Annotated in this window: 14 protein-coding genes, 1 tRNA gene and 1 pseudogene; 2 read left to right on the top strand and 14 right to left on the bottom strand. The window is 59.0% G+C overall.

The genetic code is table 11. From position 1 onward, the window contains the following. From BKP54_RS34225 to rpsL, 4 genes are all read right to left on the bottom strand, one after another. Positions 1–127: GTP-binding protein (locus BKP54_RS34225; protein ID WP_244910400.1), on the bottom strand; the 127-nt coding region annotated here is incomplete at its 3' end. A gap of 72 nt (positions 128–199) precedes the next feature. Then, positions 200–2,299 carry an elongation factor G gene (gene fusA, locus BKP54_RS34220; RefSeq protein ID WP_025426663.1) on the bottom strand — a complete coding sequence of 700 codons (2,100 nt, stop codon included), beginning with the start codon at positions 2,297–2,299 and terminating at the stop codon, positions 200–202. A gap of 29 nt (positions 2,300–2,328) precedes the next feature. Continuing rightward, entirely contained in the window at positions 2,329–2,799 is a 471-nt protein-coding gene (rpsG, locus tag BKP54_RS34215; RefSeq protein WP_025426662.1) for a 30S ribosomal protein S7, read from the bottom strand. A 79-nt stretch (positions 2,800–2,878) separates the two neighbouring features. Then, positions 2,879–3,250 (bottom strand): 30S ribosomal protein S12, encoded by a 372-nt coding sequence (gene rpsL, locus BKP54_RS34210; protein WP_003507760.1) that lies wholly within the window; start codon positions 3,248–3,250, stop codon positions 2,879–2,881. Positions 3,251–3,812: 562 nt separating this feature from the next. On the opposite strand from rpsL, the gene BKP54_RS34205 reads away from it, so the two are divergent. After that, on the top strand, positions 3,813–4,109 hold the full coding sequence (locus BKP54_RS34205; RefSeq protein ID WP_025426661.1) for a hypothetical protein: 297 nt from the start codon (positions 3,813–3,815) through the stop codon (positions 4,107–4,109). Positions 4,110–4,228: 119 nt separating this feature from the next. Here BKP54_RS34205 and rpoC read toward each other — a convergent pair whose 3' ends face one another. The 9 genes from rpoC to BKP54_RS34160 all read right to left on the bottom strand — a co-directional run bounded on the left by rpoC (position 4,229) and on the right by BKP54_RS34160 (position 16,669). After that, entirely contained in the window at positions 4,229–8,434 is a 4,206-nt protein-coding gene (gene rpoC, locus BKP54_RS34200; protein ID WP_025426660.1) for a DNA-directed RNA polymerase subunit beta', read from the bottom strand. 186 nt (positions 8,435–8,620) lie between these two features. After that, positions 8,621–12,760: a DNA-directed RNA polymerase subunit beta gene (gene rpoB / locus BKP54_RS34195; protein WP_025426659.1), complete on the bottom strand. Its 4,140-nt coding sequence runs from the start codon at positions 12,758–12,760 to the stop codon at positions 8,621–8,623. 263 nt (positions 12,761–13,023) lie between these two features. Further along, complete coding sequence (gene rplL, locus BKP54_RS34190) at positions 13,024–13,401, bottom strand: 50S ribosomal protein L7/L12 (protein WP_025426658.1); 378 nt, start codon at positions 13,399–13,401, stop codon at positions 13,024–13,026. Between the two features lie 58 nt (positions 13,402–13,459). Beyond that, positions 13,460–13,978 carry a 50S ribosomal protein L10 gene (rplJ, locus tag BKP54_RS34185; protein ID WP_025426657.1) on the bottom strand — a complete coding sequence of 173 codons (519 nt, stop codon included), beginning with the start codon at positions 13,976–13,978 and terminating at the stop codon, positions 13,460–13,462. Between the two features lie 332 nt (positions 13,979–14,310). Further along, complete coding sequence (gene rplA, locus BKP54_RS34180; protein ID WP_025426656.1) at positions 14,311–15,009, bottom strand: 50S ribosomal protein L1; 699 nt, start codon at positions 15,007–15,009, stop codon at positions 14,311–14,313. Between the two features lie 4 nt (positions 15,010–15,013). Beyond that, complete coding sequence (gene rplK, locus BKP54_RS34175) at positions 15,014–15,442, bottom strand: 50S ribosomal protein L11 (protein WP_025426655.1); 429 nt, start codon at positions 15,440–15,442, stop codon at positions 15,014–15,016. Between the two features lie 208 nt (positions 15,443–15,650). Then, positions 15,651–16,181, bottom strand: coding sequence for a transcription termination/antitermination protein NusG (gene nusG / locus BKP54_RS34170; protein ID WP_025426654.1), 531 nt, complete (start codon positions 16,179–16,181; stop codon positions 15,651–15,653). Between the two features lie 16 nt (positions 16,182–16,197). Next, the gene (gene secE / locus BKP54_RS34165) at positions 16,198–16,398 is read right to left on the bottom strand and encodes a preprotein translocase subunit SecE (protein WP_025426653.1); all 201 of its coding nucleotides are present in this window, start codon (positions 16,396–16,398) and stop codon (positions 16,198–16,200) included. A 195-nt stretch (positions 16,399–16,593) separates the two neighbouring features. Further along, positions 16,594–16,669, bottom strand: a tRNA-Trp gene (locus BKP54_RS34160). 276 nt (positions 16,670–16,945) lie between these two features. Here BKP54_RS34160 and BKP54_RS34155 point away from each other — a divergent pair. Further along, positions 16,946–17,488 (top strand): GrpB family protein, encoded by a 543-nt coding sequence (locus BKP54_RS34155; protein WP_025426652.1) that lies wholly within the window; start codon positions 16,946–16,948, stop codon positions 17,486–17,488. An 8-nt stretch (positions 17,489–17,496) separates the two neighbouring features. Here the strand turns inward: BKP54_RS34155 and tuf are convergent. Beyond that, a pseudogene (gene tuf / locus BKP54_RS34150) lies at positions 17,497–17,642 on the bottom strand (elongation factor Tu); the annotation flags it as partial.

Genomic DNA, 17,642 nt, shown 5'->3' with positions numbered 1-17,642 from the left:
CGTACGCCTTGTACTCGCCGAAGTACTTCGTGATCGCTGCAGTCAGCGACGTCTTGCCATGGTCAACGTGGCCAATCGTGCCAATGTTAACGTGCGGCTTGTTGCGCTCAAATTTGCTCTTTGCCATTTTCGGCTCTCCGTTTCCTGTCCCCTGTCGGGGAAACCTTATCTATCTGTTTTCAGCGAAAGGGTATTCCGGTCACTTCTGACCGGAATACTTTGCCTGGATTTCCTGTGCGACGTTCGACGGGACCGGCGAGTAATGATCGAAGGTCATCGTGTACTGGGCGCGGCCCTGAGACATCGAGCGCAGGTTGTCCACGTACTTGAACATGTTCGCCAACGGGACGTTCGCATTGATGACGACGGCAACACCGCGTGCTTCCTGGCCCTGGATCTGGCCACGGCGCGAGTTCAGGTCGCCGATAACGTCACCGACGTAATCTTCCGGCGTTACGACTTCGACCTTCATCATCGGCTCGAGGAGCTGAGCGCCGGCCTTCTTGGCTGCTTCACGGAAGCAGGCACGCGAAGCGATTTCGAACGCCAGAACCGACGAGTCGACGTCGTGGAAGGCACCGTCGATGAGCGTCGCCTTGACGCCCAGCATCGGGAAGCCAGCCAGCGGACCCGAAGACAGAACGCTTTCGATGCCCTTCTGGACGCCGGGGATGTATTCCTTCGGAACAGCACCGCCAACGATCTTGGACTCGAACTTGAAGTCTTCGCCATCCGGGTTCGGTTCGAAGACGATCTTGACGCGCGCGAACTGGCCGGTACCACCGGACTGCTTCTTGTGCGTGTAGTCTTCTTCGTGCTGACGCGTGATGGTTTCGCGGTAGGCAACCTGCGGCGCGCCGACGGTTGCTTCGACCTTGAATTCGCGACGCATGCGGTCAACCAGGATGTCGAGGTGGAGTTCACCCATGCCTGCGATGATCGTCTGGCCGGACTCTTCGTCGGTCTTGACGCGGAACGACGGGTCTTCTGCAGCCAGGCGGTTGAGCGCGAGGCCCATCTTTTCCTGGTCGCCCTTGGTCTTCGGCTCGATCGCGATCTGGATAACCGGCTCCGGGAATTCCATGCGCTCGAGGATAACCGGCTTCAGCGGGTCGCAGAGCGTATCGCCAGTGGTGGTTTCCTTGAGGCCAGCCAGAGCAACGATGTCGCCAGCAAAGGCTTCTTCGATGTCTTCACGGCTGTTGGAATGCATCTGAAGCATACGGCCGACGCGCTCGCGCTTTTCCTTGACCGTGTTCATGACCGACGTGCCCTTTTCGAGCTTGCCGGAGTAGATACGGGCGAAGGTGAGCGAACCGACGAAGGGGTCGTTCATGATCTTAAAGGCGAGCATCGAAAGCGGCTCGCTGTCGTCAGCGTGGCGCTCGGTCTCGGCTTCGGTCTTGACGTCGATGCCCTTGATCGCCGGGATGTCCATCGGCGACGGCAGGTAGTCGACAACGGCGTCGAGAAGCGGCTGAACGCCCTTGTTCTTGAACGCGGTGCCGCAGAACATCGGGTGGAACTTCACGTCGATGGTGCCGCGGCGAACGAGCGCACGGATCTGGTCGTTATCAGGCAGGTTGCCTTCGAGATACGCTTCAGTCGCAGCTTCATCGATCTCGACAACGGTCTCGATCAGAAGTTCGCGGTACTTCTGCGCTTCTGCCTTCATGTCATCAGGAATTTCGACGACGTCCCACTGGGCGCCGAGCGATTCGTCGCGCCAGATGAGAGCGTTCATCTCGATCAGGTCGATGACGCCCTTGAACTCGGTCTCAGCGCCGATCGGCAGCTGCATGACGACCGGGATCGCACCGAGGCGCGACTTGATCATCGAGACAGAGCGGTAGAAGTCAGCGCCGGTCTTGTCCATCTTGTTGCAGAAGATCATGCGCGGAACGTTGTACTTCTCAGCCTGACGCCAGACGGTTTCCGTCTGAGGCTCAACACCGGCGTTGGCGTCGAGCAGCGCGATGGCGCCGTCGAGAACGCGCAGCGAACGCTCGACTTCGATGGTGAAGTCAACGTGGCCGGGGGTGTCGATGATGTTGAAGCGGCGGGTCTTGCCATCACGACCCTTCCAGAAGGTCGTGGTCGCAGCAGACGTGATAGTGATGCCGCGTTCCTGCTCCTGCTCCATCCAGTCCATGGTAGCGGCGCCGTCGTGGACTTCGCCGATCTTATGGGACTTACCGGTGTAGTAGAGAATACGTTCGGTCGTCGTCGTCTTGCCGGCGTCGATGTGCGCCATAATACCGAAATTGCGGTAGTCTTCGATTTTGTATTCGCGAGCCATAGGGACTCCCTTTCGAAATTGGTCGTCGATTACCAGCGGTAGTGCGAGAATGCACGGTTGGCGTCGGCCATCTTGTGCGTGTCTTCGCGCTTCTTGACGGCGCTGCCACGGTTGTTCGCAGCGTCCATGAGTTCGCCGCAGAGGCGATCAACCATGGTCGTTTCGTTGCGCTTGCGGGCAGCAGCAATCAGCCAGCGGATGGCGAGCGCCTGACGGCGTTCCGGACGAACGTCGACGGGAACCTGGTAGGTTGCACCACCAACGCGGCGCGAACGGACTTCGACGTGCGGAGCGATGTTGTCGAGGGCCGAATGGAACACGGCGATCGGCTCCTGCTTCAGCTTGCCCTGAACGGCATCGAAGGCACCGTAAACGATGCTTTCAGCAACCGACTTCTTACCATGAAGCATGATGGCGTTCATGAACTTGGTGACAACCAGATCGCCGAACTTCGGATCCGGGTTGATCTCGCGCTTTTCTGCACTGTGACGACGTGACATACGTTTTGTCTCTCAACTGTTGACTGGCGCCTTAACACGCGGAGAACCTCGCGCAGCGCCGAATTCGTGAAACCCGAAATTACTTCGGACGCTTCGCACCATACTTGGAGCGGCGCTGCTTGCGGTTCTTGACACCCTGCGTATCGAGAACGCCACGGATGATGTGGTAACGGACACCCGGAAGGTCCTTTACGCGGCCGCCGCGGATCATGACAACCGAGTGTTCCTGAAGGTTGTGACCTTCACCCGGGATATAGCCGATGACCTCGAAACCGTTGGTCAGGCGAATCTTGGCAACCTTACGCAGAGCCGAGTTCGGCTTCTTCGGGGTCGTCGTGTAGACGCGGGTGCAAACACCACGCTTCTGCGGGTTTTCCTGCAGAGCAGGAACCTTGTTGCGCTTTACCTGTGCCTGACGCGGCTTGCGGATCAGCTGGTTTACGGTAGGCATGTAACCATCCCTTGCAAAATCTTGTCTCGTTACCCTTGCGGGCGGATCGTTGCCGTCTCCGGCGATACGGACACCTGTAAAATGCGCAAACGAGGACCGATCCGCTTTGTCGCGGATGGCCCTACAAAAAGCAGAGGACACAGCATTTCGCGCGTCATGCGTGCAGCATTTTTTGTAGTCAGCGTGCGTTTCGAACCTTGTTTGAGGCGAACTCCAGAACGCGACGTTCCGAACCAGCCAGCCTCACATGGGCTCCGATGCGGCGGGGTGTACTGATTTCAAGGCCGACAGTCAAGGGCAATTAACAAATATTCTCCCGCCAACAGACCCGCCATGCCCGGAAAACAAGGCTTTGGCGGGTGTCGGGGTGGGTCCTGGCGACCCTGTCTGCACTTGAACACAGACAGCTTCGAACAGGGTTAAGGAATCGGCAACCAGTTTGTGACGGTTTTCCACCGCCATGATTCTGCCGAGTCGCCAAAGCCTGTGGCCTCGCAGCTATTTCTTTCGCGCTGCACTGAAAAGGGCGCTAAAGTCGGCCGCGCACTCGAAAGGATATTCAATGAGCGTCACGCCTGACAACGACAATGCACCGGACGAGCCGATGGTCTTCATCATCATCGGCAAGGCCTATGAGACCGACGGAGACGACGAAGGCGTGGACATTCACGTGATGTTGCGCGCACCCGACGACGATACGGCCGTGCGCGAGGCGCTGAACGCGCTCGCCGAGGAAGGCTTCCTGGAGGCCGACCTCGATCAGATCGGCACACTGACAGACGTGCCGAACGAGGAGCCGCATGCCTCGGCCTACCAGGGCGCCCTCGAAGGCGAAGTTGCGATCATCCGTTTCAGCTGAGGCCGTCGACGCCCCAACGTCGCCTCCCCTTCCAGCCTACCACAATGAAAAAGCCGCCCGGATCGCTCCGGGCGGCTTTTCTGATTTGAGGAAACGAGGGCGAGAACGCCCTCCTCCCATTATTCGGCCGCTGCGTTTTCCTTCGCGAGATCGGCGAGCATCGGGGTGGCAACATCTGCGCCCGTACCCTTGCGACGCTCTTCGAGAATCATCTCGTCGCGCGCCGTCGCGATGCGGCGGATCTGCGTCATCGTTCCGCCGGTACCAGCCGGGATCAGACGGCCGACGATGACGTTTTCCTTCAGACCCTGCAGGCCGTCGACCTTGCCGGCGATCGCCGCTTCGGTCAGCACCTTGGTGGTTTCCTGGAACGACGCCGCCGAGATGAACGACGGTGTCTGCAGCGAGGCCTTGGTGATGCCGAGCAGGACCGGATCGCCGTATGCCGGCTTCTTGCCCTGTTCGATCAGGCCGTCGTTGACGTCTTCGAGCTCGATGCGATCGACATTGTCACCGACGATGTAGGTCGAGTCGCCGGCATCGGTGATTTCCACCTTCTGCAGCATCTGACGAACGATGACTTCGATGTGCTTGTCGTTGATCACAACGCCCTGCAGTCGGTAGACTTCCTGGATTTCGTTGACCAGGTAGGAAGCGAGTGCTTCCACTCCCTTGATCGCCAGGATGTCGTGCGGCGCCGGGTTGCCGTCGAGGATGTAGTCGCCCTTTTCGATGTAGTCGCCATCCTGAAGATGGAAGGGCTTGCCCTTCGGGATCAGGTATTCGACCGGCTCAACACCGTCTTCAGCAGGCTCGATCAGAACGCGACGCTTGTTCTTGTAGTCGCGGCCGAAGCGGATCGTACCATCGATCTCAGCGATGACGGCGTGATCCTTCGGACGACGTGCTTCGAACAGTTCGGCAACGCGCGGCAGACCACCGGTGATATCCTTGGTCTTGGCGCTTTCCAGCGGCGAACGTGCCAGCACGTCACCCTGGGAAACCTTCGTGCCCGGTTCAACCGAGAGAATGGCGTCAACCGAAAGCATGAAGCGGGCGTCACCACCACGCGACAGCTTCAGGACCGCGCCGTTCTTGTCCTTGATGACGATCGCCGGCTTCAGGTCGGTACCGCGCGGCGTCGAACGCCAATCGATAACCTGACGCTTGGTGATGCCGGTGGACTCGTCGGTCGCTTCGAGCACGGAGATGCCGTCGACGACGTCTTCGAAGTGAACGGTACCTTCCACTTCCGTCATCATCGGACGGGTGTAGGGGTCCCACTCGGCAAGACGCTGACCGCGCTTCACCTTGTCACCATCGTCGACGAAGATCTTCGAACCGTAGGCGACACGCTGCGAGGAGCGCTCGACACCACGTTCGTCGAGGATCTGGACGGCCATGTTACGACCCATGGCGACAAGGATGCCGTCAGAGTTGCGCAGCATGTTGCGGTTCTTGATCTGTACCGTGCCTTCGTAGGACGCTTCCAGGAACGACTGGTCGACCACGGTCGCCGTACCGCCCAAGTGGAAGGTACGCATGGTGAGCTGGGTGCCCGGTTCACCGATCGACTGTGCAGCGATAACGCCAACCGCTTCGCCCATGTTGACCGGCGTACCACGTGCCAGGTCGCGGCCGTAGCAGACGCCGCAAACGCCCGTCTGGATTTCGCAGGTCAGCGCCGAACGGATGCGGATCGACTGGATACCAGCCTTTTCGATCTCGATGACGTCGGGTTCCAGGATCATCCGGCCGGCGTCGACGAGACGAACGCCCGTGACCGGGTGATCGATGTCGTCCAGAGCCGTACGGCCAAGAATACGAGCGCCAAGCGAAGCCACAACCTGACCGGCATCGACGATCGCCGTCATGGTGAGGCCATTCTCGGTGCCGCAATCGACGGAGTTGACGATGCAATCCTGCGCCACGTCGACGAGACGACGCGTCAGGTAGCCCGAGTTCGCGGTCTTCAAGGCGGTGTCGGCCAGACCCTTACGGGCACCGTGGGTCGAGTTGAAGTACTCGTTAACGGTCAGACCTTCCTTGAAGTTCGAGATGATCGGCGTCTCGATGATTTCACCCGACGGCTTGGCCATCAGGCCGCGCATGCCGCCCAGCTGACGCATCTGGTTCGGAGAACCACGGGCGCCGGAGTGCGACATCATGTAGATCGAGTTCATCGGCTTCTGACGGCCGTTGTCGTCAAACTCCACAGCCTTAATGCGGGCCATCATTTCGTCGGCGACCTTCTCGGTAGCCTTGCCCCAGGCGTCAACGACCTTGTTGTACTTTTCGCCCTGGGTGATGAGGCCGTCATTATACTGCTGCTCGTATTCCTTCACGAGCGCTTCAGTATCGCCGACGATCTTCACCTTGGTGTCCGGAATGACCATGTCGTCCTTGCCGAACGAAATGCCGGCGCGGCAAGCATGGGCAAAGCCGAGCTGCATGATGCGGTCGCAGAAGATGACCGTGTCTTTCTGACCGCAGTGACGGTAGACCGTGTCGATCATCTTGGAGATGTTCTTCTTGGTCATTTCCTGGTTGCAGGTCTCGAACGGCACGTTGACGTTGCGCGGCAACAGTTCACCGATGATCATGCGGCCAGGCGTGGTTTCGTAGATCTTCGAAACCGGGTTGCCCTCGGCATCGACGGTCTTGAAACGGCCACGGATCTTGGCGTGCAGTGTCACGGACTTGGTTTCGAGCGCGTGATGCAGCTCGCCCATGTCAGAAAACGCCATGCCTTCGCCGGGCTCGTTCTGGTTCAGGATCGACAGATAGTAGAGACCCAGAACCATGTCCTGCGACGGAACGATGATCGGCGCGCCGTTAGCCGGGTGCAGAATGTTGTTCGTCGACATCATCAGCACGCGTGCTTCGAGCTGCGCTTCGAGCGACAGCGGCACGTGAACGGCCATCTGGTCGCCGTCGAAGTCGGCGTTGAAGGCCGTGCAGACGAGCGGGTGCAGCTGGATGGCCTTGCCTTCGACCAGGGTCGGTTCGAAGGCCTGGATGCCCAGGCGGTGCAGCGTCGGTGCGCGGTTCAACAGAACCGGATGCTCGCGGATGACCTCGTCCAGGATATCCCAGACTTCCGGCTTTTCCTTTTCGACGAGCTTCTTGGCCTGCTTGACGGTCGAGGAATAACCCTTGGCGTCGAGGCGAGCGTAGATGAACGGCTTGAACAGCTCGAGCGCCATCTTCTTCGGAAGACCGCACTGGTGCAGCTTCAGCTCCGGACCGGTCACGATAACCGAGCGGCCGGAGTAGTCGACGCGCTTGCCGAGCAGGTTCTGACGGAAGCGGCCCTGCTTGCCCTTGAGCATGTCGGACAGCGACTTCAGCGGACGCTTGTTGGCGCCGGTGATGACGCGACCGCGACGGCCGTTGTCGAACAGCGCGTCCACAGATTCCTGCAGCATGCGCTTTTCGTTGCGGATGATGATGCCTGGAGCGCGCAGTTCGATCAGACGCTTCAGACGGTTGTTACGGTTGATCACGCGGCGATAGAGATCGTTCAGATCCGACGTCGCGAAACGGCCGCCGTCGAGCGGCACGAGCGGGCGCAGGTCCGGCGGGATCACCGGAACGACCTTCATGATCATCCATTCCGGGCGATTGCCGGAATCCATGAAGTTCTCGACGATCTTCAACCGCTTCATCAGCTTCTTCTGCTTCAGATCCGAGGTGGTCTCGGCCAGATCCGAACGCAGATCGCCAGCGATCTTCTCGAGGTTCATCGAAGCGAGCATTTCATAGATCGCTTCAGCACCGATCATCGCGGTGAACTGATCTTCGCCGAACTCGTCGACGGCGAGCATGTAGTCTTCTTCGCTGAGGAGCTGGTTTTCCTTCAGCGACGTCAGACCGGGCTCGGTGACGATGTAGTTCTCGAAGTAGAGAACGCGCTCGACATCCTTCAGCGTCATGTCGAGCAGCGTCGAAATGCGGCTCGGCAGCGACTTCAGGAACCAGATGTGGGCAACGGGAGCGGCGAGCTCAATATGGCCCATGCGCTCACGGCGAACGCGCGACAGCGTAACTTCAACGCCGCACTTTTCGCAGATGATGCCCTTGTACTTCATGCGCTTGTACTTGCCGCACAGGCATTCGTAATCCTTGATCGGACCGAAGATACGAGCGCAGAAGAGACCGTCACGTTCCGGCTTGAACGTACGATAGTTGATCGTCTCCGGCTTCTTGATCTCACCGTAAGACCAGGAAAGAATCTTCTCCGGCGAGGCGATCGAAATCCGGATGGAATCGAAAGTCTGTGCAGGCACCTGCGGATTGAAAAGATTCATGACCTCTTGGTTCATGCCTGTCTCCTTTACGGGCTTAACGCCCTGAGCTTGGCGAGAGTGCCGACAAATCCCGGGCGCCGGCCCCTCTGCCCCATAAACAGCTAAAACCGCATTTGATGCGGCCCCGTTCCTCTCGCTTGCCAATGAAGCCTTGCGGAGGAAGCGGTGCGCGCCGCGACGCGGCACGCACCTTGATGTTTCTTATTCGGCTGCGTCAGGCAGCTGCGCTGCACCGAGTTCGTCGACCTTGGTGTTCTCGAGTTCGACCGAGAGGCCCAGCGAGCGCATTTCCTTGACGAGAACGTTGAAGCTCTCGGGAATGCCCGCTTCGAAGGTATCGTCGCCACGGACGATCGCTTCGTAGACCTTCGTACGACCGGCCACGTCGTCCGACTTCACCGTCAGCATTTCCTGCAGGGTGTAGGCGGCGCCGTAGGCTTCGAGCGCCCAGACTTCCATTTCCCCGAAGCGCTGACCGCCGAACTGCGCCTTGCCGCCCAGCGGCTGCTGGGTGACGAGCGAGTAAGGACCGATCGAACGGGCGTGGATCTTGTCGTCGACAAGGTGGTTCAGCTTCAGCATGTAGATGTAGCCGACGGTCACCTGGCGGTCGAATTGATCGCCGGTACGGCCATCATAAAGCGTCGACTGACCGGTTACCTTCAGGCCCGCCTGCTCCAGCATCTCGTTGACGTCAGCTTCGACAGCACCGTCGAAGACCGGCGTCGCGATCGAAACGCCACGACGGGTCTGCTCGGCAAGCCGTACGATCGACTCGTCGTCGTACTGCTTGATCGGCTCACCCTTCGGGCCCGACCCGATGACGCTGTCGATGGTGTCGCGCAGCGGCTGGATATCGGCACCTGCCTTGTAGGCATCGAGCATCGCGCCGATCTTCTTGCCCATGCCGGCGCAAGCCCAGCCAAGATGGGTTTCGAGGATCTGGCCGACGTTCATGCGCGAAGGCACGCCGAGCGGGTTCAGAACGACGTCGACGTGCGTACCATCTTCCAGGAACGGCATGTCTTCGATCGGCACGATACGCGACACGACACCCTTGTTGCCGTGACGGCCGGCCATCTTGTCGCCCGGCTGGATCTTGCGCTTAACAGCGACGAAGACCTTGACCATCTTCATGACGCCCGGAGGCATTTCGTCGCCGCGCTGGACCTTTTCGACCTTGTCCATGAAGCGCTGTTCAAGGCGCGACTTGGATTCGTCGTACTGGGCGCGAAGCGCTTCGATCTCGCCCTGAGCCTTCTCGTCTTCGATGGCAAACATCCACCACTGCGAGCGGGGATATTCGCTGACGACGAGGTTGGACAGCTCAGTGCCCTTCTTGAAGCCCTTCGGACCTGCAACCGCGGTGTGACCGCGCAGCATGTCGACGAGACGTGCGTAGACGTTACGATCGAGGATCGCCTGTTCGTCGTCGCGGTCCTTGGCCAGTCGTTCGATTTCCTCGCGCTCGATCGCCATCGCGCGCTCGTCCTTCTCAACGCCGTGGCGATTGAAGACGCGAACTTCGACGACGGTGCCGAACGTGCCCGGGGGCATGCGCATGGACGTGTCGCGCACGTCGGAAGCCTTTTCACCGAAGATGGCGCGCAGAAGCTTTTCTTCCGGCGTCATCGGGCTTTCGCCCTTCGGCGTGATCTTGCCGACCAGGATATCGCCCGGCTGAACCTCAGCACCGATGTAGACGATGCCGGCTTCGTCGAGATTACGCAGCGCTTCTTCCGAAACGTTCGGAATGTCGCGGGTAATTTCTTCCGGACCCAGCTTGGTGTCACGCGCCATCACTTCGAATTCTTCGATGTGGATGGAGGTGAACACGTCGTCACGCACGATGCGCTCGGACAACAGGATCGAGTCTTCGTAGTTGTAGCCGTTCCACGGCATGAACGCGACGAGCGCGTTGCGGCCGAGTGCCAGATCGCCGAGATCGGTCGACGGACCATCAGCAATGATGTCGCCCTTGTTCAGAACGTCACCGACGGTGACCAGCGGGCGCTGGTTGACGCAGGTGTTCTGGTTCGAACGCTGGAACTTCTGCAGACGGTAGATATCGACGCCCGACTTCGACGGATCGAGGTCTTCGGTGGCGCGGATAACGATACGGGTCGCATCGACCTGGTCGACGACACCGCCACGACGGGCTGCAATGGCAGCGCCGGAGTCGCGGGCAACGACCGGTTCCATGCCGGTACCGACGAACGGAGCTTCGGCGCGCAGCAGAGGCACGGCCTGACGCTGCATGTTCGAGCCCATCAGTGCGCGGTTGGCGTCGTCGTTCTCCAGGAACGGGATGAGCGCCGCGGCGACCGAAACGAGCTGCTTCGGCGAAACGTCCATCAGGTTGATGTTGTCACGCGGTGCCAGCATAACTTCGCCGGCATGACGGCAAACGACGAACTCTTCCGAGAACGCACCATCGCTATCGAGAACCGAGTTTGCCTGGGCGACGTGGTACTTCGCTTCTTCCATTGCGGAGAGATAAACGACGTCGTTCGTCACCTTGCCGTCAACGATCTTACGGTACGGGCTTTCGATGAAGCCGTACTTGTTGACGCGGGCAAAGGTTGCAAGCGAGTTGATCAGACCGATGTTCGGGCCTTCCGGCGTTTCAATCGGGCAGATACGGCCGTAGTGCGTCGGGTGAACGTCACGGACTTCGAAGCCTGCGCGCTCGCGGGTCAGACCACCCGGGCCAAGTGCCGAAAGACGGCGCTTGTGGGTGATTTCCGAAAGCGGGTTCACCTGGTCCATGAACTGCGACAGCTGCGAGGAGCCGAAGAATTCGCGGACGGCGGCGGCAGCCGGCTTGGCGTTGATCAGGTCCTGCGGCATGACGGTATCGATTTCGATCGACGACATGCGTTCCTTGATCGCGCGCTCCATGCGCAACAGACCAAGGCGGTACTGGTTTTCCATCAGTTCGCCGACAGAACGAACACGGCGGTTGCCGAGGTTGTCAATGTCGTCGATTTCGCCCTTGCCGTCACGCAGCTCGACCAGCATCTTGACGACAGCCAGGATGTCTTCCTTGCGCAGGATACGAACGGTATCAGCCACTTCAAGGTCGAGACGCATGTTCATCTTCACGCGACCGACGGCCGAGAGGTCGTAACGCTCGGCATCGAAGAACAACGTGTTGAACATGGCTTCCGCAGAATCCATGGTCGGCGGTTCGCCCGGACGCATTACGCGGTAGATATCGAACAGAGCATCCTGACGGTTCTCGTTCTTGTCTACGGTCAGCGTGTTGCGGATGTAGGCGCCGACATTGATATGGTCGATGTCGAGAACCGGGATTTCGTCGAAGCCGGCCGACAGAATGACGGGAAGCGTCTTCTCGTCGATCTCGTCGCCTGCTTCGAGGTAGATTTCACCGGTCGAGAAGTTGACGATGTCTTCGGCAAGGTAGTTGCCATAGAGGTCGTCATCGGTCGCTTTCAGGGCCTTGAGACCCTTGTCCTGCAACTGGCGCAGCAGGCGCGGCGTCAGCTTCTTGCCAGCTTCGACAACCACTTCGCCGGTATCGGCGTCGACCATCTCGGTGATCGCCTTCTGGCCCTTCAGCGCATCCGGCTGGAACGGCACGCGCCAGCCAGCGCCGTCGCGCTGGTAGAGCGACTTCGTGTAGAAGGTGTCGAGGATCTCCTCGCCGTCCATGCCGAGCGCCATCAAAAGCGAAGACACGGGGATCTTGCGGCGGCGGTCGATACGGGCGTGGACGATATCCTTGGCATCGAACTCGATGTCGAGCCAGGAACCGCGATACGGGATCACGCGGGCAGCGAAGAGCAGCTTGCCGGAAGAGTGGCTCTTGCCCTTGTCATGGTCGAAGAACACGCCCGGAGAGCGGTGCATCTGCGAAACGATAACGCGCTCGGTGCCATTGACGATGAAGGTACCGTTGTCGGTCATGAGCGGCATATCGCCCATGTAGACGTTCTGTTCCTTGATGTCCTTGATCGACTTCGCGCCGGTATCCTCGTCAATATCGAACACGATCAGGCGCAGGGTCACCTTGAGCGGTGCTGCGTAGGTCAGATCGCGCTGACGGCATTCTTCGACGTCGAACTTCGGCTGTTCAAATTCGTAGGACACGAACTCGAGCATCGAAGCGCCGGAGAAATCCTTGATCGGGAAAACCGATTTGAAAACGGCTTGAAGGCCCTCATCAGGGCGTCCGCCCTTGGGCTCTTCAACCATAAGAAACTGGTCGTAGGATGCCTTCTGAACCTCGATGAGGTTCGGCATTTCTGCGACTTCTGGAATTTTACCAAAAAACTTGCGTACGCGCCTGCGACCGTTAAACGAAAGGGTCTGAGCCATCGTCGCTCCTTGTCAATCTTGCATCCGGGCCTGCAACGGACGGGAACCGATGGCCAGTCGACCCCGTCAATCAATGAGTAGTTCAATCTCGTCTAACTTGCGGAAAACGCCCAGCGCGGATTGCTGTGCTGAATTCCGTTCGAGACCATCCTCTTGAAGAACCCATTACCCAAAAGCCGTTTGCGACAGGCTTTGGTAATATGTTCTAAAAACGGTCAAAGAGAGGCGGCCGAAATGGCCACCTCCCCTTGCAAAATGCCGAATTACTTGACGTCAACCTTGGCGCCAGCGTCTTCGAGCTTCTTCTTGAGGTCAGCAGCTTCAGCCTTCGAAACGGCTTCCTTGACCGGCTTCGGAGCGCCTTCGACCAGGTCCTTGGCTTCCTTGAGGCCGAGACCGGTGATGGCGCGGACTTCCTTGATGACGTTGATCTTGTTGGCGCCAGCGTCAACGAGGATAACGTCAAATTCGGTCTTTTCTTCTTCGACCGGAGCAGCAGCACCGGCGCCGCCAGCAGCAGCAACAGCTACCGGAGCAGCTGCAGAAACGCCCCACTTCTCTTCGAGCAGCTTGGAAAGCTCAGCAGCTTCCAGGACGGTCAGCGAGGAGAGGTCTTCAACGATCTTTGCGAGATCAGCCATTTTACTTTTCCTTTTGTTCGGTTCGAACTGGTTTTAAATACAACAGCGAAAATCCGCCTTAGGCGGCTTCGTCCTTCTTGGCATAGGCGGCGAACACGCGGGCAAGCTGGCTTGCCGGTGCTGCAACAACCGTAGCAACGCGGGTTGCCGGGGCATTGAGAAGGCCCAGCAGCTTTGCGCGCAGCTCGTCCAGCGAAGGCAGGGTCGCAAGCGACTTGACTGCTTCGGCGGTGAGCGTGGTTGTTCCCATGGAACCACCGAGAACAACGAGCTTGTCGTTGGTCTTGGCGAAATCCATGACGACCTTAGGAGCCGTGATCGGGTCTTGGCTGAATGCGATCAGCGTCTGACCCTTGAAGAGATTTGTCATCCCTTCCGACTCGGTGCCCTGAAGAGCGATCTTGGCCAGGCGGTTTTTCGCGACTTTGACGGTGCCGCCAGCAGCGCGCATCTTCGAACGGAAGTCGTTCATCTGCGCAACTGTGACACCAGCATAGTGGGCCACGACAACCGAACCGGAAGCCTTGAAGACTTCGTTCAGCTCCGTGACGAATTCGCGTTTTTCCGCTCTTTCCACTGTCTGTCTCCAGTTGACAGGGTTGCATGAACTGCAGCCCCTGCCGGGTTTGCCTTTGTCACCAGGGATCTCAAAAAAGATCCCAAGTAACGCTTGAGGATCCTGTCCCTTGGCGTTCCCGGAAAGCCGGGTCTGACACAAGGCAAGCGAGGCTCGAACCGAATTTCGACGCCTCCGGCGTCATCGTGAAATTCAGATCTTACCCGTCTCATGCAGGCCGAAGTGATTAAGGTAAAACCACCCGCAATCTCGGACAGGAGTTCCGGATCGAGATCCGGATTTCCGGCCCCGAAGGGCCGGAAATTATTGCTCGGGCCGAAGCCCGAAATTCATTAGGCGACGCTGAGCGTTGCCGGGTCGATCTTCAGGCCCGGGCCCATGGTCGACGAAATCGCTACGCGCTTGACGTAGTTGCCCTTGGCGCCAGCAGGCTTCGCCTTGACGACCGCGTCAGCGAAGGCGCGGATGTTTTCTTCCAAAGCCTTGGCGTCGAACGAAGCCTTGCCGATGCCGGCGTGGATGATACCAGCCTTCTCGACGCGGAATTCGACGGCGCCGCCCTTGGATGCCTTGACGGCACCGGCAACGTCCATGGTGACCGTTCCGACCTTCGGGTTCGGCATCATGCCGCGCGGGCCGAGAACCTTACCGAGGCGGCCGACGAGCGGCATCATGTCCGGGGTCGCGATGCAACGATCGAAGTCGATCTTGCCGCCCTGAACGATTTCGACGAGCTCTTCAGCGCCGACGATGTCTGCACCGGCAGCCTTGGCTTCATCAGCCTTGGCACCACGTGCGAACACGGCAACACGAACCGTGCGGCCCGTGCCGTTCGGCAGGTTGACGACGCCGCGAACCATCTGGTCGGCGTGGCGCGGGTCAACGCCAAGGTTCATCGCGACTTCAACAGTCTCGTCGAACTTGGCAGTTGCACGTTCCTTGACCAGCGATACGGCTTCGGTGAGGCCGTAGATCTTCGTCGGGTCGATGCCCTCGCGGGACTTCTGTACACGCTTTGCAATCTTCGCCATGGTCTTAGCCCGCCACTTCCAGGCCCATGGAGCGGGCAGAGCCCTCGACCATTGCCATTGCGCCTTCGATATCGGCCGCGTTGAGGTCCTTCATCTTGGCCTCTGCGATCGTGCGGATCTGAGCCTTGGTGATCGAGCCAGCCTTGGCCTTACCTGGGGTCTTCGAACCGGACGTGATCTTCGATTCACGCTTCAGGAAGTAGCTGACCGGCGGCTGCTTCATGACGAAGGTGAACGACTTGTCCTGGTAATAGGTGATGACGACCGGGATCGGCATACCCTTTTCCATTTCCTGCGTGGCGGCATTGAACGCCTTGCAGAATTCCATGATGTTAATGCCACGCTGACCGAGTGCAGGACCGATCGGCGGGGACGGATTGGCCGACCCTGCCTTCACCTGCAGCTTGAGCTGGCCTGCAACTTTCTTAGCCATTTCTCTCTGCCTCTCATTGCCTCATCGCGACGGATCGAAACGAGGAACTGTTGCGCCGGTTTCCCGGCATGTAGCCGATCAGGGATCGGCGGCTGCGGTTGCGTGGTGCGGACCCTTCGTCCCGGCTAAGGCCGACGTCCTTCCACGCGCATGCGGATTTCTCCGCCAGGGCAGGCCTAAACGACTTGCCCAATCTCTTTTGATCTTCTCAGACCTTCTCGACCTGGCCGTATTCCAGTTCGACCGGGGTCGCACGACCGAAGATCGAAACCTCGACCTTCAGGCGCGACCGCTCCTCGTCGACATCCTGAACGATGCCGTTGAACGAGGCGAACGGACCATCCGAGACGCGAACCTGCTCGCCGATCTCAAAGGAGACGGACGGCTTCGGACGCTCGACGCCATCCTGGACCTGGCCGAGGATACGATCGGCTTCATGATCCGGAATCGGAACCGGCTTGCTGTCGGTCCCGAGGAAACCGGTGACCTTCGGCGTGTTCTTGATGAGGTGAAAGGCCTCATCCGTCAGGTTGGCGCGCACCAGGACGTAACCCGGGAAAAACTTGCGCTCGGCATCAACCTTGCGGCCGCGGCGAATCTCGACAACCTTTTCGGTCGGAACAAGGATCTTCTCGAACAGATGCGAAAGACCTTTTTGCTTGGCCTTTTCCTCGATCGATTCAGCTACCTTCTTTTCGAAATTCGAATAGGCGTGAACAATATACCAGCGTGCAGCCATACTACCCTCCACCCAATCAAGCGCCAGCGTTGAGGACTAGGCCAATCAGCCAACCCATCAACTGGTCCGCAGCAAAGAAGAAGGCAGCGGCAAAAAAGACCATGACAAAAACCATCAGCGTCGAGATCATCGTCTCGCGCCTGGATGGCCAAGTTACTTTCGACGCCTCTGAGCGAACCTGCTGCAGAAACGTAAACGGATTCGTTTTGGATGCCATGTAATGCTCACGCCATTACGGCGCGTAAAGCCGATGATTCAGCCCCACGCACCGCGTGTCTGTTTGGACCCTACATAAAGACCGATTCTACAAATCACAAGAGGCATTCGGTCTTTTCTGTGAATTTCGATGGTCGGCTTATCCGACCTCCTTCCACCTTACCCGGCTTTGAGCCGCTTGCAAAGGCGAAGGCAATGGCAGGGGCAGCCGGGCTTGAACCGACGACCTGCGGTTTTGGAGACCGCCGCTCTACCAACTGAGCTATACCCCTAGATCGCTTCAGCCGGTCATTCTCGAACCGGTCAGCGCATCAAGTCAGCGGCTTATTATTCAGTTTATCGGGCGATGACAAGCGTCTTTGACGGAAAAGAGCAAAAATCCTCAATCAAGTCTTCCCCCCTCCGCCCAGACGGCCGCTCGCCCGCCATATGACCTAGCGAAAACGCATTGTTTTCAATGATGCCACCTCCTCCTCTGCGATTTTCGAGCACCGTTTCGAAGCCAACAGATAGGATTGCGAATCGGTCGAGTGCGACAAGGCAAACCTATGACTGATATCCGCCTGGTTGAATATGATCCGTTCTGGCCAGAGGATTTTGCAGCGCGTCGCCGCGTCATCGCAGGCCTCCTGGCGCCACTCATTGCCGACATTCAACACGTTGGCAGCACAGCCGTACCCGGACTGGCGGCCAAGCCGAAGATAGATATCGACGCCGTCCTTCAATCTGAAGGCGACATTCCGGTAGCGCTCGAAAGCGCGGCTACGGCCGGCTATCACTTCCACGGAGATCCCTACGGCAATGGCCTATGGACACTCACCATGAGCGGGGCGCCCTATGGTACCCGCCTCTATATATGCGGGCCTGACAACCACGCGCATCAAGCGCGCATCCTGTTTCGCGACTACCTGCGCCGACACACGGGAGTCGCGCGACAGTACGAACTGCTCAAACGGAAACTGATCATCCAGGCAAGAGGCAATTGGGACATCTACGCCAGCGGAAAGAGCGAGTTCATCGCCGGCGTCCTGCGTCGGGCTCAAAACGAAAAGCCCCGCTGTTTCCAGCGGGGCCTTTTTGAAGCGAAATAATCCTGAGATTACTCGACGATCGAAGCAACGATGCCGGCGCCGACGGTACGGCCACCTTCGCGGATAGCGAAGCGCAGCTTTTCTTCCATCGCGATCGGAACGATCAGCTCAACGGCAACCGTGACGTTGTCGCCAGGCATAACCATTTCCGTGC

Origin of the sequence: Ensifer sp. 1H6, assembly GCF_001976035.1 — a bacterium.
Classification (GTDB): Bacteria; Pseudomonadota; Alphaproteobacteria; order Rhizobiales; family Rhizobiaceae; genus Ensifer; species Ensifer canadensis.
The sequence above is the reverse complement of the archived record's forward strand: the minus strand, read 5'-3'. Positions and strand labels throughout refer to the sequence as shown.

What these genes read in the sequence shown, in the direction of transcription:
- fusA (WP_025426663.1), bottom strand. Translation starts at nt 2,299, where the DNA reads ATGGCTCGCGAATACAAAATCGAAGACTACCGCAATTTCGGTATTATG.
- secE (WP_025426653.1), bottom strand. Translation starts at nt 16,398, where the DNA reads ATGGCATCCAAAACGAATCCGTTTACGTTTCTGCAGCAGGTTCGCTCA.
- rplA (WP_025426656.1), bottom strand. Translation starts at nt 15,009, where the DNA reads ATGGCGAAGATTGCAAAGCGTGTACAGAAGTCCCGCGAGGGCATCGAC.
- rpsL (WP_003507760.1), bottom strand. Translation starts at nt 3,250, where the DNA reads ATGCCTACCGTAAACCAGCTGATCCGCAAGCCGCGTCAGGCACAGGTA.
- rpoC (WP_025426660.1), bottom strand. Translation starts at nt 8,434, where the DNA reads ATGAACCAAGAGGTCATGAATCTTTTCAATCCGCAGGTGCCTGCACAG.
- rplL (WP_025426658.1), bottom strand. Translation starts at nt 13,401, where the DNA reads ATGGCTGATCTCGCAAAGATCGTTGAAGACCTCTCCTCGCTGACCGTC.
- nusG (WP_025426654.1), bottom strand. Translation starts at nt 16,181, where the DNA reads ATGGCTGCACGCTGGTATATTGTTCACGCCTATTCGAATTTCGAAAAG.
- rpoB (WP_025426659.1), bottom strand. Translation starts at nt 12,760, where the DNA reads ATGGCTCAGACCCTTTCGTTTAACGGTCGCAGGCGCGTACGCAAGTTT.
- BKP54_RS34155 (WP_025426652.1), top strand. Translation starts at nt 16,946, where the DNA reads ATGACTGATATCCGCCTGGTTGAATATGATCCGTTCTGGCCAGAGGAT.
- BKP54_RS34205 (WP_025426661.1), top strand. Translation starts at nt 3,813, where the DNA reads ATGAGCGTCACGCCTGACAACGACAATGCACCGGACGAGCCGATGGTC.
- rpsG (WP_025426662.1), bottom strand. Translation starts at nt 2,799, where the DNA reads ATGTCACGTCGTCACAGTGCAGAAAAGCGCGAGATCAACCCGGATCCG.
- rplK (WP_025426655.1), bottom strand. Translation starts at nt 15,442, where the DNA reads ATGGCTAAGAAAGTTGCAGGCCAGCTCAAGCTGCAGGTGAAGGCAGGG.